The organism is Streptomyces sp. NPDC093109, assembly GCF_040701725.1.
Classification (GTDB): domain Bacteria; phylum Actinomycetota; class Actinomycetes; order Streptomycetales; family Streptomycetaceae; genus Streptomyces.
This window is the reverse complement of the sequence record NZ_JBFBEZ010000038.1, coordinates 60,252-78,580: the sequence shown is the minus strand read 5'-3', so window position 1 is coordinate 78,580 and position 18,329 is coordinate 60,252. Positions and strand designations below refer to the sequence as shown.

The following is an 18,329-nucleotide window of genomic DNA, read 5'->3' as shown; positions in this document are numbered from 1 at the left end:
GAAAGGGCTCGCACTTCCTCGCCTTCCTCGGCCTGGCCGCCGCCCTGACCTGCTACAAGAAGCTCGCGAAACTTACCACGTGAGACACACTCTTAACTCATTGTTGTGGTATGGACGTTAATCTGAGTCCAGTAAGTGATTATCGGGAACTCTCCACTCGCCTGCGCGGATGCGTACATATTTTGATGAGGGGATGGATTTAGGCGTCCTCCTCTGTATGGGGATTCGGGGGCCTTGTCTATGCTTCCTTCATGGCGAGATCTGCAGTTGGCCGATCGAGCTAACGAAATAAGAAATGCCTGATGGTGGAGGGGCATGGCAACATGTTTGCGACTCCAATTCGTGCCCCTCGACGTGAGTAGCCGAGTCGTGAGCTGAGAGGGGAACCGATGACTTCATGTACGAAGGCGTGCCGGGAGCACGAGTTCGCGGAGGAGCCGGTTGCACTCTTCAGTGGTTTAGCGATGACCGTTACGAAGTCTGGAAGGTCGAGATTTACCGGGATGTGAGGCGCCCCGCCACTGACGGCCCGACAGCTATCGGTTGGGACTGTTCCTCCCCGAAACCCGCGGAGGAACGGAACAGGCCCTCCGCTCTCCACGGGCAGGGGTCAGTCGAACGCCTGCTCGATCGCTTCGAAGATGTCCGCGTCGGTCTCCTGCTGCCAGGGCGGGAGGTCGGGCCAGTCGGCCACGTATCCCGGCTTCGGGTCCTCGAAGTGCTTGAACATCTGGGCCGTCCAGCATGTCGCGACGAACCGGCTCTTCTGCTCGCGGGACAGCCTCGACGTGTGACCATCGCTGATCTCGATGAACTGCCGGACCTGGTCGTGGACGGCCCCGGCGGCCTCGCGCTCCCACTGCGGGGTGCCGTCCCACGGGGTGACGTACCCGGCCTTCGGCTCCCCGGGGAAGTGCTGCCGCACTCCCGCGATCCAGGTCTCCCGGAACAGTCGTGCGCCCTCGGTCTGCGACATTCCTATCCCTCTCGTCGCGGAGTGTTCAGCGTAGCGATCTCCGCCCCCAGCTCCGCCACGCGGTGGTCACGGCTCAGGGGACCGAACTCGTCGCACAGGGCTCGGAGTCTACGGGCGACGTACCCGGACCCGGAGGAACGGGCAAGGTCGATGGCCTCCCGGCCGTACGCCACGACTTGTTCGGCGTTCCGCCGCTTCGCGCCGATGGCGGCCAGGTCGGTGAGCACTGCTCCACGTCGCCGGTATGACTGCCCGTACGCCAAGGCTGTCTGCTCCAAGGCATCTTTCAGAGCGTTCTCCGCCAAGTCGAGTCGGCCAAGCCGCACGTAGCGTGATCCCCGTTCCTCTGCCAGACGCGCTCCGTCGAACCGGAGCCATCCGCCTCTGACGCTGTCCACGGGGAGGTCGCGAACGTTCTCTGCCCGGTCCATCGCGCGCTCGCACGCATCCAGGTCCCCGAGACCGGCGTACGCCTCGGCCTGGACGGAAGCGACCCAATGCCGAGTCGAGAGATCGCTGTCCCCTCGGCCGGCCAGCCGCTCGGCCGCCCCGAGCATCTGCGCCGCTTGGTGGTAACGCTGTTCGGACATGTCCACGTAGGCATGGCGGACGAGCGCACACGCCCAGAGGTCGTACGCCTCGGCGTCCTTGCTGACCGATGCGGCGAGCGAGTACGAAGCGGCAGCATCGGTGTACCGGTTGCCGTCGAACGCCACCTCACCGGCCAGTTGGAAGAGGTCGGCTGCCGCGCTCAACAAAGGGCGCGCGTCTCCGTGGCTGTCTGCCAGGGCATCGTTCAGTGTCGTCAGCTGGTCCCGGATGACGGGATAGACGGATCCTTTTGAACGGGCCAGTCGGTAGACCTGCCAGAGGTGGCTGTTCATGCGCGCGAAGTCGGCGGGCATTCCCCGACGAACGCCCTCGGCGAGTGCATCGGCCTCCTCGACCGGCAGGGCGGTCAGGGCCCCGCTGACGGTCAGTACGCGGAGGAACTCGCGGCGGATCATGTCGTTAGGTTCTCCCGTGCTCGGAGGGGCACTGAACTTGTGCCCGGTGGTCTCCTGACCTGCGACTCGCGGCGGTGTCAGGAGGATGCCCAGCTCGTGGAGGCTGACTTCGAGGGTGGCGGCCAAGGCTCGTCGCTGGAGCGGCTGAGGAACGACTTTGCCGCGTTCCCAGCGTCCGACAGTTGTGCGGTCCACGCCGAGTAACTCGGCCAATTCCTCCTGACTGTAGCCCAGGGCCCGGCGTCGTTCAGCCAGTTCCATGGCACCTCCCTCCTGCGGCTTCGGCCCCTTCGGTGCCCGTGCACAGACCTGCCTCAAGATTGCCGCACGGACGCCGTGGAGACCTCCGACTCCTCACGCTTTCCTGGAAATTGCCCCGGACGAGCAACGGGATTCACAGAGGAGTTCGGTCATGACGACGAGAAATGAGGTTCTGGCACGCGAGCCGGCCCTGCACATGTCAGCGCTACACCGGCCACTTCCCTCGCTCCGGAGCTTGTTCTCGGGTGGCGTCGTGATGCGGCGGACATGGGCGCAGCGGCCCCGGACCCAGTGCTGTGGGACGCACGGACGAGGTCAGCCACAGAGTGCCTCCTGGTGTCAGTCATGCCACCACGCAAAGACCCTCGCGACCGGTGGTGCGGTCCGAGGGCGTGGACAACGCTTCGAAGGAGCGTCATCAATGGTGAAGTTTATCGTCCACCTCTTCGAGGAGCCGCTGTTGCGGCGAACTGTTGTGGGGGGGTGCCTGATGGGGGACTCCGGAGAGCGGCGCGCCGTTGTGTTGCGGTGGAGCCGGCATCCGCGGTGCGTCGGGCTCGCGCGGTTCGAGTTGCGCAAGGCGCTGGCCGCCTGGGGGTTGGGGGCGCTGGAGGACTCGGCCGTGCTGATCCTCTCGGAGTTACTCACCAACGCGGCCCGGCACGCCCACGTGTCGCCGGGGCGGGAGATCGAGACGCGGTACGTGCCGCGTGTCTGTGGTGGGTTGCGGATCGAGGTGCATGACGCCTCGGACTTGCGGCCCGCGCCGCGCGTGGCGGGGGCGGACGACTGCGACGGCAGAGGGCTGGTCATCGTCGAGGCGCTCGCGGACGCGTGGGGGGGGCGGGGAGCGCGAAGGGCCCGGGAAGGTGGTGTGGGTGCAGTGCGCCATGGAAGCGCCTTGATGTATTCCCGGCTGAGCTGGGAGGAATTCGGAGATTATTCCTGGGCTGAATGACTTACCTGGAGCCGAAAGGTGAAGGGGACCGTAGCATGTCAGGAAAGCGGTGGCCGGGTCCAGGTATCAGGGACGGTGCGCCGCGAGGCCCGCGCGATACGGCGAAAGCTGGACTGCCTGAACCCCAATCTCCAGTCGGTTAAAAGACGAACCCGTCGGCACGATACCTGGAGCCGACGCCGTTTCCTGCATCGGCCATTTGTGCCAGCCGAAGCAACTCCGGGAGGCGGGGCGATTCCCAGCGAGGGAATTCAAGGAGATGAGTGGGGCGCCTAAGTCGCGCTAGATACGTACATCAAGACGAACCATGGGATCACCTAAAGGGCGCGAGCCCCATGGTGACGGAGTGCCCGTAGTAGTCGCAGGAGTAACGACCTGTCTGGGAGGGCGGGAAAGCCGTCCACAGGGCCAAGGGGCACAGGTGATACGGATCGACAGGACCGGGAGGTATGCGTAATGCAGAGCGCCGAAGCGGTACTTGACATCCTTCGTGAACGAGGTAGGCGTAACCTGCCGTGCAACGAGCTCTATCGACAGATGTTCAACCCGCAGTTGTATCTACTGGCCCATGGCCGCATCTACTCCAACAAAGGGGCGATGACGCCAGGGGTCTCAGGGGAAACCGCAGACGGCATGTCGCTGGAAAAGATCGGACGCATCATCGATGCGTTACGCCACGAGCGATTCCGATTCCAGCCGGTCAAGCGTGTCTTCATCCCGAAGAAGAACGGGAAACGGAGACCGCTGGGCGTGCCGCCATGGAGGGACAAGCTGGTGGGCGAGGTGATGCGCCTCCTCCTGGAGGCCTGCTTCGAACCCGGCTTCTCCGGCCATTCACACGGTTTCCGTCCCCGAAGGGGCTGTCACACCGCGTTGAGCGAGGTGGCGTATGCCTGGACCGGGACGACATGGTTCATCGAGGGTGATATCGCCAAGTGTTTCGACTCGCTTGACCATCAAGTGATGCTCGACATCCTGGGCGAGAAAATCCACGACAACCGGTTCCTGCGGCTCGTGCGCAACATGCTCCGAGCCGGATACTTGGAAGACTGGACCTGGAACGCGACGCTCAGCGGCGCGCCGCAAGGCGGGGTCCTTTCCCCGATCCTGTCCAACATCTACCTGCACAAGCTGGACGACTTCGTCGAACGAGTCCTCATCCCGGAATACACCCGAGGGCGCCTCAGGGCGAGAAACCCTGAGTACCGTCGGGTGGAAGCGGCCATCCAACGAGCACGGAGTCGCGGTGATCGCGCCGAACTGCGTGCTCTGCGCAAGCGGCAGCACAGTCTCCCGAGCCAGGACATGTCCGACCCGGGATACCGTCGCTTGCGTTATGTGAGGTACGCCGATGACACCCTTCTCGGGTTCGCCGGACCCAAAGCCGAAGCCGAGGAAATCAAACAGCAACTGGCTCGGTTCCTGCATGAAGACCTCAAGCTGGAACTGTCCCGGGAAAAGACGCTGGTTACCCACGCCAGAACCGGCGCGGCGCGATTCCTCGGCTATGAGATCACCGTCCGAAGGGACGACCGCAGAGCGGAACGGAAACGAGGGAGCCGACGCAAGCGTCGGTCGACCAACGGAACCGTTGCGCTGCATGTTCCCCAAGACGTGATCAAGGCAAAATGTGCACCATATCTGGCACGCGGGAAACCCGCGCGGCAGCCCTCGATGTACCACCTCGACGACTACACGCTCGTCAACATCTACGGCGCCAGGTACCGCGGAATAGTTAACTACTACCTGCTGGCCGGCGACGTCTTTCGACTGAACCGGTTGCACTGGGTCATGCAGTCCTCGCTGCTGTGCTCCCTGGCGGACAAGCACCGCTCGACCATGTCGCAGGCGGCCCGAAAGTACAAGGCCACCATCGACACCCCGGCCGGGCCACGCAAGTGCCTCCAGGTCAGCATCGCCCGGCCTCCGAGCAGGAAACCGCTGGTCGCACAGTTCGGTGGAATTCCACTCAAACGGCACAAGGTCGCAGTCCTGACCGACCGCGACCCTGCCCAACGCCTCGCACCACGAAGCGAGTTGACCAGACGGATGCTGGCCGGATCCTGCGAACTGTGCGGACAGACCGCGAAGATCCAGGTCCACCAGATCCGCAGACTCGCCGACCTGGACCGGCTCGGGCAGACGCAGCCCGACTGGGCCGTCCTCATGGCAAAGAAACGGCGCAAGACCCTCACGGTCTGTCCGCCCTGCCACGAGGGCATCCACGACGGTCACGAAACCGCAGTTCACGAACATCACTGGAGAGCCCGTTGCGGTTAACGCCGCACGACGGGTTCGGGAGGAGGCCGTTGGGAAAAGGAGCAGCCCCGCTGCCACCTCGCCCGACGGCCCACCTCACTCTCGCCGCTCCGGGGGGCGACGCCTTCGGGGGTGTGGGCGGGGTGTAAGACGTCCTGTTGTGTGGCGGGGTGTTCAGGGCGGCCGTGGTGGGTGCGGTCGTCGTGGACACCTTGTGTTCATTGTGACAGTTGTTGGCGTTCATTGTGTTTGCTCTGGGTGTTCCCGGGGCGGGGTTACGGTGCGATCGTGTTCATGGTCGGCACAGGTGATCGGCGCGACTGATCGGCGCACGCTGGGGGAATCAATGCGCGGCATAGAGAAGTTGGCCGGGGAACTGCCTCGCGGTGTCGAGGTGTTCAGTCTTCGGCCCGACGGGGTGGTGCTCTTCGCGGATCGGGGCGGGGCGCGGGAGTTGGGGCCTCGGGAGGAGTTTCTGCGGTTCATCGACGCCGGGCAGTTCGCCCACTATCTGGTGGGCGACGCGCGGACCTCGCCCGAGCGGCCGTCCAACGCCACGTACAAGCTCGGGGTCGTCGGGCCGCGCAGTGCGTTCACTCCGCACGCGCACGGCGGGGAGCACATCGTGCTCAGCCTCGGGCACGCGGCGTGCGGGCTGTACGACGCGGAGCGGGGGCGGGTGAGTGAGGTGCGGTTGTTTCCCGGGGCGATGATCCGGATACCCGCGATGATGCCGCACTCGTTCGCCAACCGGGGCGCCACGCCGCTCCAGATCCTCGCCGCCAACACCGGCTTCGGCATCGACCACGAGGACTACGCCATCACCGCCGACGAGGCCGAGCGCCGGATCGGGGAGACGGGGAGGACGGCTCGGTCCCTCGGGACGCTCGACCGGGTCTCCACCGACTACGCCCTCCTCGCCGCCTCCCTCCGCGACATCGAACGCCTTCAGTCCACCCGTGGCATCGGCGCCGTCTCCGTACGGGAGCGGCTCGCCGCCCGGCTGCGGCGGGTCGCGTACGCGTTGGAGGGGCCTCGGTGATCTGTCCGCACTGTGCCCAGAATCTGCTCCGCAAGGAGCGGCCCAACATGACGTGCTCCAAGTGCCGCCGGCCGTACGCCCTCGACCCCAAAGGCAACGCGCTCGGGCTCCACGACCTCCGCGTTCTGCGGCTCGTCCAGAAGCTGTCCGGCGACGGTCAGCTGTCGGTATCCGTCAGCCAGCTCTGGTTCGCGGCCTCCCGCAGGACACGCCAGCAGGGAAGCGATCTCCCCGGGACGCTGGGGTGTTCCGCCGTAGCGGTCGTGGTGGGGTGCGGGCTCATCGCTCTCGGGGTCAGCATCGGGGAGGAGGCGGCCGTCGCCACCGCGTTCGGGGGGCTCTTTCTCGTGGGTACGGTCATCGCGCTCATCGTGACCGCCGTCGGTCGCAGCAAGCGCCGGGAGGCCCTGCCGTACAGCCACTTCCGCTCCTCCGTGATGGGCCGCTGGATGGTGGTGTACGGCGCGCTCCCGGCCGGGGTCGTGGACGAGAGAGTGCTCAAGGGCGTTGTACGGCCGGAGCGGCCGGCGGCCGTGCTGCTCTGCCCGGATACGTCCATCGCCGCGTTCCTTGTCGCGAACGGTGTTCCGCAGCGGTACGGGCTCGCCCTGGTCACCGAGGTGGGTGACGTAGACGTACGGGGCGTGCCGGGCGAGGCGCCCGTCATCGTGCTGCACCACGCCGATCCGTTCGGCTGCCGGCTGCCCGGACTCGTCCGTGACGCGCTGCCGGGCCGCCGGGTGGTCGACGCGGGGATGCCGCCGCGCTCCGTGATGAACACGCCGAAAGCGCTGCCCCTGCGCGGTGAGAAGCCGCGCCCCGAGGTGGTCGCCGCGCTCAGGGGCGTACGTGCGACCGGTGCGTTGACGGACGCCGAGGTGGCGTGGCTCGCCGACGGGTACACCGGCACGCTGGCCGCCGTACCGCCCGTCAAGCTCCTTGCCACCGTCACCCGGGTCGTCGAACGTGTCACCGCGGCTCCCGAACTTGAGCGGGCCAGGGACCTCGGCTTTCTCAGCTGGCCGGGGGAGGGCGCCGCGTGAAGAGGCCGAATCCGCTGCTCGATCCGCTGATCGACCGGGTGCTCGCGCGCGCCCTCGAACGCGCCGTCGCCCGCGCGGGCGCGCCCGGACTGACCGGCCGGATCCGGTTCACCGAGCGCCAGTTGTACTACGAGGTGTGCCGCGCGCTGCGCCCGCTGCACGCGTACCCCCGCCGGGTCCGCCGTACGCCCGCCCCGCCCGTACCGTACGAGCGGTTTACGGCCGCCCTGCGGCGGTACGCGGACGGGGGCGGTGACCTCGGGGGGTTGCTGGGTGGGGGTGGGGGTGTGGGTGGCCGCGCGTCCTCGCCGCCTGAACCGCGCGAACCCGACCTCTACGACTACGGGCTGCCCCGCCTGCTCATCTGCCAGAGCCCCTCCGTCGCCCGGATGCTCCTCGCCAACGATCTGCATCTGGAGGCCGCCTGCCCGGTGTTCGCCGCCGACGATCTGCCGTTCGATGCCCGGCTCGTGGCCGGTCTCGGGCGGGTCGACGGCGCCACCGTGCACGTCCTGCACGACGCGAGCGCGGCCGGACTTGCGCTCACCGGGCGGGTGCGGGACGCGTTCGAGGGAGTCCCGGGACCCGTAAGGGTCGTGTCCATGGGCCTGGTGCCCCGGCACGCCATGGCGCTCCATCTGGTGGCGGGCAGGGGGCCGAACGTCCCGGCCGGGCTGCCCGCCACGCTCACTCCCCGCGAGCGCGCCTGGCTCGCGGCGGGACGTTTCGCCGAGGTGGAGTCCGTACCCCCGGCGAGGCTGCTGCGTACCGTTCTGCGCCTGGTGCGCGGGCCCCGGACGCCCGTCCACTCCGTGTGGACGGGGCTGCGCACACTGCGTGCGTCGGGATTCATGACATGGCCGGCGGAGAACCGGCCGGGCGGCGAGACAAGGACAACAGACCATGAACCGGCCACGTGAAATCCCGTACAGGGATGAACTCCTCGCCGATCACAGCGTCCACCGCACGTACGAGGACGGCCGCGAGGAGTGGCGGCGCCGCGACACCGCCGACGGCCGCCGCGTCGTGCGCTGGCACGACAACCGGGGCGCCGCCGGCACCGACGAGCTGCTCGGCGGCGGGATCGTCAAGCGCCGGTACGCCGACGGCACGGTGACCTACGGCCGCGACATCGGCTACGGCCGCACGGTCTGGGACCGGGGCGAGACCGTCCTCGTCAACCGGACGTCGTTCGGCGGGCGCATGGGCGCCGTCCTGGGCGGAATCGGGCTCGCGACCCTCGCGGTCACCGCCGCGCAGCTGCCGCCCGAGCACCTCAGCCCCGAAGAGGAGGAGGCGCTCCGGCAGCAACAGGCCAATTCCTCGTCCTCCGGTGGTGACGGCGGTGGCGGCGGTGACGGCGGCGGTGACGGCGGCGGTGACTGGGACTCCGACGACGACAGCGGCTGGAGCGACGACGACTTTGGTTAGAGAGGGAGTTGAGGGAACCATGGCGCGCTTCGCCGCCTGTCTGGCACCGACCCCCGAGCGGTCGGCGGGCCATCTCGCCGCCATGGGCGCGGCGGTACGGCACGAGGTCGGCGGAGGCGGCGCCGCCGGCGGAGGCGCGGTCCGTACGCCCCATCTGGCGCTCGTCACGGACGAACCGGGCTACGCCGCCGGGCCGTTCGCCGCGTACGGCCGTACCGCCGTCGGCGAGGTCACCCTCCACAACAGGCCGGATCTCCTCGAAGCGCTCACCGTCGCGGGCGACCCCGCCCCGCCCGGCTGCCCGGACGGCGAGCTGCTGCTGCGCTGCTGGGTACGGATCGGCGCGGCCGGGATCCGGGCGGCGGAGGGCATGTTCGCGCTCGCCGTGCACGAACCGGCCGAGGGCGGCGGCGGTGGTCCGGGCGAACTCGTGCTGATACGGGACCACATGGGCGCCCGCACCCTCTTCTACGCGCGCGCCGACGACACCTGGGCCGCCGCCACCTCCCTCCGCGCGCTGCGCCGCTGGCCCGCGCTCGTCGCCGCCGGCGGCACCGGGCTCGACCTCGCCGCCGTACGGTCCTTCCTGACCTTCGCCTACCTCCCCGGCGAGGAGACCCTGCTGCGCGGCGTACGCGAGGTGCTGCCCGGCCGGTGCCTGCGGCTCGCCGCCGACGGGACCGTGACGGAGACGCACTACTGGGAGCCCGAGGAGCGGCTGGAGGCGCAGTTGGAGGGGCGGCTGGAAGAGCGGCTGGAGGAGCGGCTGCCTGGCGGAGGCGATGCCGACGCCTCGCCCGCGCCCTACGTCCTGCGCCTGCGCGAGCTGCTCGAAGAGGCCACCGCGATGCGGCTGCCGCCGGGCGAGGACGTCGGTGTGCTGCTCTCCGGCGGCGTCGACAGCTCGCTGGTCACCGCCCTCGCCGCCAAGCTCCACGATCACCCCGTCCATACGTACTCGATCAGCTTCGGCGGTGAACTCCCCAACGAGCTGGGCTACTCCGGGCTCGTCGCCACCCACTGCCGCACCCGCCACCGGATCCTCACCGTCTCCGGCGCCGCCGTCGCCGCGCGGCTCGCCGAGGCGGCGGCGCTGCTCGACAGCCCGGTGGGCGACCCGCTGACCGTCCCGAACCTGATGCTCGCGGAGGCCGTGGCGGGCGACGGCCTGCGCGTCGTGCTCAACGGGGAGGGCGGCGACCCGGTGTTCGGCGGGCCGAAGAACCTGCCGATGCTGGTCCAGGAGATGCACCGCCGCCGTGACGACCTTCCCGGCGGCATCCCCTACGGCGCGTCCGAGCACGAGGACATACGCGCGACCGCCTACCTGCGCTCGTACCGCAAATGCTTCACCGACCTGCCCGATCTGCTCACCCCCGAGGCGCTCCACGCCCTCGCCCCGCTGCCCGCGCCGCAGCGCCACGTCACCCCGTATCTGCGGCCCGAGGCCAGGGACGGCCGGATGGACCATCTGCTCAACCAGCTCCTGCACTGCAATCTGCGCACCAAGGGCGCCCACCACATCCTCACCAAGGTCGAACGGCTCACCGCCTCGCAGTCCGTCCAGGGCCGCTCCCCGCTCTTCGACCGGCGGGTGGTGGACCACGCCTTCGCGACCCCGCCGCGCTGGAAGCTGAACGGCGCCACCGAGAAGTGGGTACTGAAGGAGGCCGTACGGGACCTGTTGCCGGACACGGTTGTGGACCGGCCGAAGAGCGGCATGCGCGTCCCCGTGCAGCAGTGGCTCGGCGGGCCGCTGCGCGAGCTGGCGGACGATCTGCTGCTGGGACGGGAGGCGCGCGCCCGGGGGCTGTTCCGGCCTGACACGGTACGGGCGTGGCTGCGGGGCGAGGGGGCGCTGCTGCCCCGGCAGGGCGGGAAGCTCTGGCTCGTGCTCACGCTGGAGCTGTGGCTGCGCGCCTACGACATCAGTTGATCGTGGAATCACCCTTCGGAGGACCGCCCGTGCCCGAACCGACCGTGCCCGACACCACCGACACCACCCTGATCGATCCCCGTACGGGACGGGCCCGTGGCAGCCGCCCCGCCGCCCGCGAGCCCCAGGTCGCCGCCGCCGTCGCGGCGGCCCGCCGCGCCCTGCCGGAGTGGCGCGCGCTGACGCCGAAGGAGCGGTCCCGGCGGCTCCACCGGCTCGCCGCGCTGATCGAGGAGCACGCGGGCGCGTATGAACAGCGCGAACGGGCCGGTACGGGCAAGCCGGCGCACGAGGCCGCCGGTGAGGTCGAGCAGATGGCGGACCTGTTCCGCTTCTACGCGGGCGCGGCGCGCGCCCAGCCCGCCCCGGCGGCGGGCGCGCTCGTCGAGGGCCACGAGAGCTGGGTCCGCTGGGAGCCCCTCGGGGTCATCGGGGTCGTCGTGCCCTGGAACTACCCGCTGATGATGGCCGCGTGGCGCTGCGCCCCCGCGCTCGCGGCCGGGAACACGGTCGTGGCCAAGCCCGCCGAGACCACCCCGGACGCGCTCGAACTCCTCGCCGGGCACGCGCGCGAGGCGCTGGGCGAGGGCGTGCTGACGGCGCTGCCGGGCGACCGGGAGACCGGCCGGCTCCTGGTCGCGAGCGGCGTGGACATGGTCGCCTTCACCGGGAGCGCGACGGCCGGCGCCGAGGTGGCGGCGCGCGCGGGCACCCGCCGGGTCAGCCTGGAGCTGGGCGGCAACAGCCCCGTCGTCGTACTGCCCGACGCGCCCGAGGACACCTGGACGGAGCTGGCGGCGGCGACCACGTACAACGCTGGCCAGAGCTGCGCCGTACCCGCGCGGGTGATCACGCTCAGCGCCAACTACGACGCCGCGCTGGCCGGGCTCACCGCCGCGATGCGCGAGCGCGTCGCGGGCCGTGACTTCGGCCCGCTCAACAACGCGGACCAGGCGGCCCGTTACGACCGGATCGTGGCCGCCTCGGCGGCGAAGGTGACGGCGACCGGGGACACGGCGCCGGGCGCGGGCGAGGAGGGCGGCTTCTGGCGGCCCACGACCGTACTCGCCGAACTGCCGGACGACGACCCGGCGGTACGGGAAGAGGTGTTCGGGCCGCTGCTCACGGTGCAGGCCGCGGAGAGCGTCGAGGCGGCCGTCGCCCTGGCGAACGGCGTGCCGCAGGCGCTCGCCGCGAGCGTCTGGACGCGGGACCTGCCGACCGGGCTCGCGCTGGCGGCGCGGCTGGACGCGGGGGAGACCTGGCTCAACTGCCATCTCGTCCAGACGGCGGAACTGCCCCACGGCGGCCGGGGTGCGTCCGGCCACGGGACGGATCTCAGCGCGCTGGCCCTGCACGAGTACCAGCGGCCGAAGACGGTGACGGCGCGGCTGCGACCGTACTGACGGCTGAGCCCGTGCTGTACCCCTACCCCTACCCCTACCCCTACCCCTACCCCTCGGCGCGGCTGACGCCATCTTGTTTTGTCCGCGCGACATGTGACGATGAGTAAAGCGCTGGTAAACGGCCGGTGATCGAAATCGGTGAGCGGAGCGGGAGCGGAGTGTGGTCGGGCGTACGTGATCGGCGTACGGAGGGGAGGCCGGAATGGGGTGCGTCATCCACGCGCTGGCCGCTGTCGTGGCCGCGCTGTGCGTGGGGGGATTTCTGCTGGGCGGTGAGATCGCCGTGGTGGGGGTGGTCGTTCTGACGGTCGGGGCCGGGACCTGGCGGGTGGCCGTGGCATCGAGGCCACGGACACGGCCGCGGCTGCACTCGCCGTCCTGGCGGGGCAGCCGCGGCCGTGGGGGTGTGGCTGCGGGCGGTGCTGTGGGTGTTGCTGCGGGTGGGGCGGAGGGGGTGGGCGGGTCAGGAGTGCTGGTAGGCCACCAGCGAGATGCCGACGAAGTGCACGACGAACGCGGCCAGGGTGAAGGAGTGGAACACCTCGTGGAAGCCGAACCACCGAGGTGACGGGTTGGGCCGCTTGAGGCCGTAGATCACGCCGCCCGCGCTGTACAGCACCCCGCCGACGATCACCAGTACCAGTACGGCGATCCCGCCGGCGCGCAGGAAGTCGGGCAGGAAGAAGACCGCGGCCCAGCCCATCGCGATGTAGCAGGGGGTGTACAGCCAGCGCGGCGCGCCGACCCAGAACACCCGGAACGCGATGCCCGCCGCGGCGGCGGCCCACACGGCCCAGAGCAGCGTCCGGCCCGTCGAGGCGGGCAGCAGCAGCATGGTCAGCGGGGTGTAGGTGCCCGCGATGATCAGGAAGATGTTGGCGTGGTCGAGCCGGCGCAGCACGGCTTCGCCGCGCGGCCCCCAGGTCCCGCGGTGGTAGACGGCGCTGACGCCGAAGAGCAGGCAGGCCGTCAGGACGTAGATCCCGCAGGCGATCCTGGCGCGGGTGGAGTCCGTCAGGATGATCAGCGCCGACCCGGCGATCACGACGGCGGGGAACATCCCCGCGTGCAGCCAGCCGCGCAGTTTCGGCTTGACCGGGCTCGGCGGCAGGATCCCGGCCGGCCCCCCTTCGGTGCTCGGGGGGTTCGCGGACGGATCGGACGCGGCAGGGTTCATGGGACTCATGCTACCTACGGTTCCGTAGGTTACGGCTCGGTACGGCGGGTTCAGGACGTACGCGCGACCGGTTCCGTTTCGTGTTCCGTTCGCTGCGCCCGGGGAGGCCCCTGGGCCCAGGAAGGGTCAAGACCTGGAAAACGGCCTGGAAAACCCCGAAGGTCGCGCCGGTCCGCCGCGGGCCGAGTGGTGATGCTCACGTGTGAGGCCCTCTGGACAGATGGGCACGATCATCGGATGATCAAATGAGTGCGGTCGGCACCGGATGAGCGGCTACGAAGCATCCGGGTCGCAGCCCCCAAGGGGCACAACACCCGAAACCCTCACCAAGGAGCAATCGTGGCGCGCGAAAACGCGGCTCCCCTCACCATCCCCACCCAGCATCAGGACCTGATCTCCTGGGTGGACGAAATCGCAGCCATCACCGAACCGGACAGGGTGGTCTGGTGCGACGGGTCCGAGAGCGAGTACGAGCGCCTGTGCGGGGAGCTCGTCGGCAAGGGCACGTTCCGGAAGCTCGACCCGGTCAAGCGGCCCAACTCGTACTACGCCGCGTCCGACCCCTCCGACGTGGCGCGCGTCGAGGACCGTACGTACATCTGCTCCGAGAAGGAGGAGGACGCGGGTCCGACCAACCACTGGAAGGCCCCGGCGGAGATGCGCGACATCTTCACCGGTGACCAGGGCGTCTTCCGCGGTGCGATGCGCGGCCGGACCATGTACGTCGTGCCGTTCTGCATGGGCCCGCTGGGCTCGCCGCTCTCCGCGATCGGCGTCGAGATCACCGACTCCGCCTACGTCGCGGCCTCCATGCGCACCATGACCCGTATGGGACAGCCGGTCCTCGACGAACTCGGCGCCGACGGCTTCTTCGTGAAGGCCGTCCACACCCTCGGCGCACCGCTCGCCCCCGGCGAGGCCGATGTGCCGTGGCCCTGCAACTCCACCAAGTACATCTCGCACTTCCCCGAGGCGCGCGAGATCTGGTCGTACGGTTCCGGTTACGGCGGCAACGCCCTGCTGGGCAAGAAGTGTTACGCGCTGCGTATCGCCTCCGTCATGGCGCGCGACGAGGGCTGGCTCGCGGAGCACATGCTGATCCTCAAACTCACGCCGCCGCGCGGGGAGTCGAAGTACGTCGCCGCCGCGTTCCCGTCCGCCTGCGGCAAGACCAACCTCGCCATGCTGGAGCCGACGATCTCCGGCTGGACGGTGGAGACCATCGGCGACGACATCGCCTGGATGCGGTTCGGGGAGGACGGCCGGCTCTACGCGATCAACCCCGAGGCGGGCTTCTTCGGGGTCGCGCCCGGCACCGGCGAGCACACCAACGCCAACGCGATGAAGACCATGTGGGGCAACTCCGTCTTCACCAATGTCGCGCTCACCGACGACGGCGACGTCTGGTGGGAGGGCATGACCGAGGAGCCGCCCGCGCACCTCACCGACTGGAAGGGCAACGACTGGACCCCGGAGTCCGGCACCCCCGCCGCCCACCCCAACGCCCGCTTCACCGTGCCGGCCGGGCAGTGCCCGATCATCGCGCCCGAGTGGGAGGACCCGAAGGGCGTGCCGATCTCGGCCATCCTCTTCGGCGGCCGGCGCGCCTCCGCGGTCCCGCTGGTCACCGAGTCGTTCGACTGGCAGCACGGGGTCTTCCTCGGCGCCAACGTCGCCTCGGAGAAGACGGCCGCGGCCGAGGGCAAGGTCGGTGAGCTGCGCCGCGACCCGTTCGCCATGCTGCCGTTCTGCGGCTACAACATGGGCGACTACATGGGGCACTGGGTCAAGGTCGGCCAGGACAAGGACGCGGCCAAGCTCCCGAAGATCTACTACGTGAACTGGTTCCGCAAGGACGACGCGGGCCGGTTCGTCTGGCCCGGCTTCGGCGAGAACAGCCGCGTGCTCAAGTGGATCGTGGAGCGGCTGGAGGGTACGGCCGGGGGCGTCGAGACGCCGATCGGCATCCTGCCGACGAAGGAGTCGTTCGACACGGAGGGGCTGGCGCTGTCCCCGTCCGAGCTGGACTTCCTGCTCTCGGTCGACAAGGAGGTCTGGCGCGAGGAGGCCGCGCTCGTACCGGAGCACCTCAACACCTTCGGCGACCACGCGCCGAAGGAGCTGTGGGACGAGTACCGGGCGCTGGTCCAGCGCCTGGGCTGACCCGGCGGGTCTGCTGAGCGAACGTGCCGCGACCCCCGGAGCCGTGCGAGGGCTCCGGGGGCCGTGGTACGTCACCCGGTGAGGGCGTGTTTCAGTGGGATCAGCCGGCCGTCGTCGGCGCGTAGAAGGCGTACGTGGCGGTGTACGGGACGCTGACCTGGTCGGCGTCCGTGCAGGTCCCGGCGGGGGCGACGCCGCCACCGGTTTCGAGGCGCTGGATGTAGGAGACCTTGCCGAAGACGCCGTCGCCGCGGTTGGCGGTCGCCTTCAGGAGCAGCTCCGGAATCGTCCCCGTGCGGGGCGAGTTCGCGACGGCCGCGGCGTTGACGGCGCTTCCGTCAACGGTGGACACCCAGACGGGACCGCGCGAGTGCAGCGCGATCGTCTTCTGCTTCAGGTCGCCCTTGCGCCACAGCGTGGCGGCGGGCTCCAGCAGCGTCCATCCGCCGTTGGCGCACGTGTAGACCTGCACGCCCTTGGCGGACAGCTCGGCCACGCGCTTGTTGCCCTCCGGCACCTGCAGTGCGGCGGGTATCTCGGCCTTGGCGGCGCTCGCGCTGTGACCGGCGGCGCCGTGGCCGACGGTGTGGGTTGCGGCAGCACCGGTGCCCGCGCCTCCGAGGACCACCCCGCCGACGAGGGCGAGGCTGCCGATGGCATGGGGAAGGCGCTGAACGAGCTTCATGATGAATTTCTCCAACTAGCCTGTGGGACAAGCAACTTACGTTTCCCCCGTACCAGTGGAGACGGTTGATCGGTCCCGGCGGTTCAGCTGTACCGGAGGGAAAGATCATATTTTTGGTGGCGGCCGGATCCGGTAGCGGCCGGGAGCCGTCAGCGCGCGCCGATGAGGTCCGGCGCGGCCAGCGCCGCCGTGTGGGCGTCCATCCGTTCCGCCGCGAGGATGGCCGCCGCCGTGTCGGCGCGGGAGGCGGCCACGACCAGGGCGCGGCCCGCGAGGGCGAGAGCGCGGCGGTGGAGGGCGGCCGGGTCGGCGCCGGTGAGGGCCGCGTGCCGGGCCGGCGGAGTGCCCCGGAGTGCGGCGACGCGGGTCGCTATGGCCTCGGCGGCGTCGTCCAGCCCCAGCTCGTCGGTGACGGCGAGAAGCGCGGACAGATGCCCGGCGAGCTGGATGTTCAGCTCCTCCTCACGGCTGTGGTGAGGGAACGCGGAGTCGGCGCCGGCCATGGTGTGGACCGACTTCGTACGGATCGGCTCGTACATGAGGCCCTCCCGGCATCGTCAGGAGACCATCCTACATTGGATTCAGTCTAAAGTTGAGTGATGTCCGGGTGATCGCGCCGGAGGTGGCCGGAGGCGGCCGGACATGGCCGGAACCCGTCGGTTCCGGGTCCTGCCGTCGGGGGCCGGAGCCCGCCGCTCATGGCTGCGCGTACCCCTCCAGGAACGTCCCGATCCGCGTCACCGCGTCCGTCAGGTCCTGCACCGTCGGCAGCGTCACGATCCGGAAGTGGTCCGGCTCCGGCCAGTTGAACCCCGTACCGTGCACCACCATGATCTTCTCCGCCCGCAGCAGGTCGAGGACCATCTGCCGGTCGTCCTTGATCTTGTAGACGCTCGGGTCCAGCCGGGGGAAGAGATAGAGCGCCCCCTTCGGCTTCACACACGTCACGCCCGGGATCCGGGTGAGCAGGTCGTACGCGACGTCCCGCTGCTCCAGGATCCGGCCGCCCGGCTCCACCAGCTCCTGGATGGACTGCCGGCCGTTCAGCGCCGTCGCCACCGCGTGCTGCGACGGCATGTTCGCGCACAGCCGCATATTGGCCAGGATCGTCAGCCCCTCGATGTACGAGGAGGCGTGCGCCTTCGGGCCGCAGACCGCGAGCCAGCCCGAGCGGAACCCGGCCACCCGGTAGTTCTTCGAGAGCCCGTTGAACGTGAGGGTCAGCAGATCGGGCGCGATCGCCGCCGTCGGGGTGTGCGTGGCGCCGTCGTACAGGATCCGGTCGTAGATCTCGTCGGAGCAGACGACCAGATTGTGCCGCCGCGCGATCTCGGTGAGCGAGGCGAGCATCGCGTCGTCGTACACGGCGCCCGTCGGATTGTTCGGGTTGATGATCACGATCGCCTTCGTACGATCGGTGATCTTCCGCTCGATGTCGCCGAGGTCCGGCATCCACTCCGACTGCTCGTCGCAGCGGTAGTGCACGGCCGTACCGCCCGCCAGCGACACCGACGCCGTCCACAGCGGATAGTCCGGGGAGGGGACGAGGACCTCGTCGCCGTCGTCCAGCAGCGCCTGCATCGACATCTGGATCAGCTCGGAGACGCCGTTGCCGAGGTAGATGTCCTCGACGTCCAGCTCGATGCCCTTGGTCTGGTAGTGCTGCATGACCGCGCGGCGCGCCGACAGGAGCCCCTTCGCGTCGCCGTAGCCGTGCGCGTCCCCGAGGTTGCGGAGCATGTCCTCGAGGATCTCCGGGGGGCACTCGAAACCGAACGCCGCCGGGTTCCCGGTGTTCAGCTTGAGGATGCGCTGGCCCGCCGCCTCCAGCCGCATCGCCTCGTCGAGGACGGGGCCCCGGATCTCGTAACCGACGTTGGCGAGCTTCGTGGACTGGATGACCTGCATGTCGGCCACCTTACGGCCGTGTAACGGAGGCCGCCTGGTGTTTTTCCCCACGTTGCCCTGCCGGGGTGACGGCTGCG

The 18,329-nt window shown here is 69.4% G+C and carries 15 protein-coding genes; 9 read left to right on the top strand and 6 right to left on the bottom strand.

The genetic code is table 11. The features are described 5' to 3' along the window. Positions 1–610: 610 nt before the first annotated feature. Together AB0389_RS29405 and AB0389_RS29400 are read right to left on the bottom strand one after the other, a co-directional pair. On the bottom strand, positions 611–976 hold the full coding sequence (locus tag AB0389_RS29405) for a hypothetical protein (protein ID WP_366398541.1): 366 nt from the start codon (positions 974–976) through the stop codon (positions 611–613). A 2-nt stretch (positions 977–978) separates the two neighbouring features. Then, complete coding sequence (locus AB0389_RS29400) at positions 979–2,244, bottom strand: helix-turn-helix domain-containing protein (protein ID WP_366398540.1); 1,266 nt, start codon at positions 2,242–2,244, stop codon at positions 979–981. A gap of 421 nt (positions 2,245–2,665) precedes the next feature. Here AB0389_RS29400 and AB0389_RS29395 point away from each other — a divergent pair, with 421 nt between their 5' ends. From AB0389_RS29395 to AB0389_RS29360, 8 genes are all read left to right on the top strand, one after another. Beyond that, complete coding sequence (locus AB0389_RS29395) at positions 2,666–3,202, top strand: ATP-binding protein (RefSeq protein WP_366398539.1); 537 nt, start codon at positions 2,666–2,668, stop codon at positions 3,200–3,202. A 456-nt stretch (positions 3,203–3,658) separates the two neighbouring features. Then, a complete protein-coding gene (locus AB0389_RS29390) occupies positions 3,659–5,482 on the top strand; it encodes a reverse transcriptase domain-containing protein (protein ID WP_366398538.1) in 1,824 nt (607 codons plus the stop codon). A 325-nt stretch (positions 5,483–5,807) separates the two neighbouring features. Further along, positions 5,808–6,503 carry a cupin domain-containing protein gene (locus AB0389_RS29385; protein WP_366398537.1) on the top strand — a complete coding sequence of 232 codons (696 nt, stop codon included), beginning with the start codon at positions 5,808–5,810 and terminating at the stop codon, positions 6,501–6,503. 47 nt (positions 6,504–6,550) lie between these two features. After that, positions 6,551–7,546: a hypothetical protein gene (locus tag AB0389_RS29380; RefSeq protein ID WP_366398536.1), complete on the top strand. Its 996-nt coding sequence runs from the start codon at positions 6,551–6,553 to the stop codon at positions 7,544–7,546. Further along, positions 7,543–8,466, top strand: a complete 924-nt coding sequence (locus AB0389_RS29375; RefSeq protein ID WP_366398535.1) for a hypothetical protein — start codon at positions 7,543–7,545, stop codon at positions 8,464–8,466. Before AB0389_RS29380 ends, AB0389_RS29375 begins: the two co-directional genes overlap by 4 nt. Continuing rightward, positions 8,450–8,977, top strand: a complete 528-nt coding sequence (locus tag AB0389_RS29370; RefSeq protein WP_366398534.1) for a hypothetical protein — start codon at positions 8,450–8,452, stop codon at positions 8,975–8,977. Before AB0389_RS29375 ends, AB0389_RS29370 begins: the two co-directional genes overlap by 17 nt. A 19-nt stretch (positions 8,978–8,996) precedes the next feature. After that, positions 8,997–10,913 carry an asparagine synthase C-terminal domain-containing protein gene (locus AB0389_RS29365; RefSeq protein ID WP_366398533.1) on the top strand — a complete coding sequence of 639 codons (1,917 nt, stop codon included), beginning with the start codon at positions 8,997–8,999 and terminating at the stop codon, positions 10,911–10,913. Positions 10,914–10,942: 29 nt separating this feature from the next. Then, entirely contained in the window at positions 10,943–12,319 is a 1,377-nt protein-coding gene (locus tag AB0389_RS29360; protein ID WP_366398532.1) for an aldehyde dehydrogenase family protein, read from the top strand. 463 nt (positions 12,320–12,782) lie between these two features. On the opposite strand, the gene AB0389_RS29355 is transcribed toward AB0389_RS29360, so the two are convergent. Continuing rightward, positions 12,783–13,496, bottom strand: coding sequence for a hemolysin III family protein (locus AB0389_RS29355; RefSeq protein ID WP_366398531.1), 714 nt, complete (start codon positions 13,494–13,496; stop codon positions 12,783–12,785). A gap of 339 nt (positions 13,497–13,835) precedes the next feature. Here AB0389_RS29355 and AB0389_RS29350 point away from each other — a divergent pair, with 339 nt between their 5' ends. Continuing rightward, a complete protein-coding gene (locus AB0389_RS29350) occupies positions 13,836–15,659 on the top strand; it encodes a phosphoenolpyruvate carboxykinase (GTP) (protein WP_366398530.1) in 1,824 nt (607 codons plus the stop codon). 100 nt (positions 15,660–15,759) lie between these two features. Here the strand turns inward: AB0389_RS29350 and AB0389_RS29345 are convergent, their stop codons facing one another. From AB0389_RS29345 to AB0389_RS29335, 3 genes are all read right to left on the bottom strand, one after another. Continuing rightward, positions 15,760–16,344, bottom strand: coding sequence for a DUF3455 domain-containing protein (locus AB0389_RS29345; RefSeq protein WP_366398529.1), 585 nt, complete (start codon positions 16,342–16,344; stop codon positions 15,760–15,762). A 149-nt stretch (positions 16,345–16,493) separates the two neighbouring features. After that, positions 16,494–16,883, bottom strand: coding sequence for a hypothetical protein (locus AB0389_RS29340; RefSeq protein ID WP_366398528.1), 390 nt, complete (start codon positions 16,881–16,883; stop codon positions 16,494–16,496). A gap of 157 nt (positions 16,884–17,040) precedes the next feature. After that, positions 17,041–18,252 (bottom strand): pyridoxal phosphate-dependent aminotransferase, encoded by a 1,212-nt coding sequence (locus tag AB0389_RS29335; RefSeq protein WP_366398527.1) that lies wholly within the window; start codon positions 18,250–18,252, stop codon positions 17,041–17,043. Positions 18,253–18,329 lie beyond the last annotated feature (77 nt).

What these genes read in the sequence shown, in the direction of transcription:
- AB0389_RS29405 (WP_366398541.1), bottom strand. Translation starts at nt 976, where the DNA reads ATGTCGCAGACCGAGGGCGCACGACTGTTCCGGGAGACCTGGATCGCG.
- AB0389_RS29400 (WP_366398540.1), bottom strand. Translation starts at nt 2,244, where the DNA reads ATGGAACTGGCTGAACGACGCCGGGCCCTGGGCTACAGTCAGGAGGAA.
- AB0389_RS29395 (WP_366398539.1), top strand. Translation starts at nt 2,666, where the DNA reads ATGGTGAAGTTTATCGTCCACCTCTTCGAGGAGCCGCTGTTGCGGCGA.
- AB0389_RS29390 (WP_366398538.1), top strand. Translation starts at nt 3,659, where the DNA reads ATGCAGAGCGCCGAAGCGGTACTTGACATCCTTCGTGAACGAGGTAGG.
- AB0389_RS29385 (WP_366398537.1), top strand. Translation starts at nt 5,808, where the DNA reads ATGCGCGGCATAGAGAAGTTGGCCGGGGAACTGCCTCGCGGTGTCGAG.
- AB0389_RS29380 (WP_366398536.1), top strand. Translation starts at nt 6,551, where the DNA reads ATGACGTGCTCCAAGTGCCGCCGGCCGTACGCCCTCGACCCCAAAGGC.
- AB0389_RS29370 (WP_366398534.1), top strand. Translation starts at nt 8,450, where the DNA reads ATGAACCGGCCACGTGAAATCCCGTACAGGGATGAACTCCTCGCCGAT.
- AB0389_RS29365 (WP_366398533.1), top strand. Translation starts at nt 8,997, where the DNA reads ATGGCGCGCTTCGCCGCCTGTCTGGCACCGACCCCCGAGCGGTCGGCG.
- AB0389_RS29355 (WP_366398531.1), bottom strand. Translation starts at nt 13,496, where the DNA reads ATGAACCCTGCCGCGTCCGATCCGTCCGCGAACCCCCCGAGCACCGAA.
- AB0389_RS29345 (WP_366398529.1), bottom strand. Translation starts at nt 16,344, where the DNA reads ATGAAGCTCGTTCAGCGCCTTCCCCATGCCATCGGCAGCCTCGCCCTC.
- AB0389_RS29340 (WP_366398528.1), bottom strand. Translation starts at nt 16,883, where the DNA reads ATGTACGAGCCGATCCGTACGAAGTCGGTCCACACCATGGCCGGCGCC.
- AB0389_RS29335 (WP_366398527.1), bottom strand. Translation starts at nt 18,252, where the DNA reads ATGCAGGTCATCCAGTCCACGAAGCTCGCCAACGTCGGTTACGAGATC.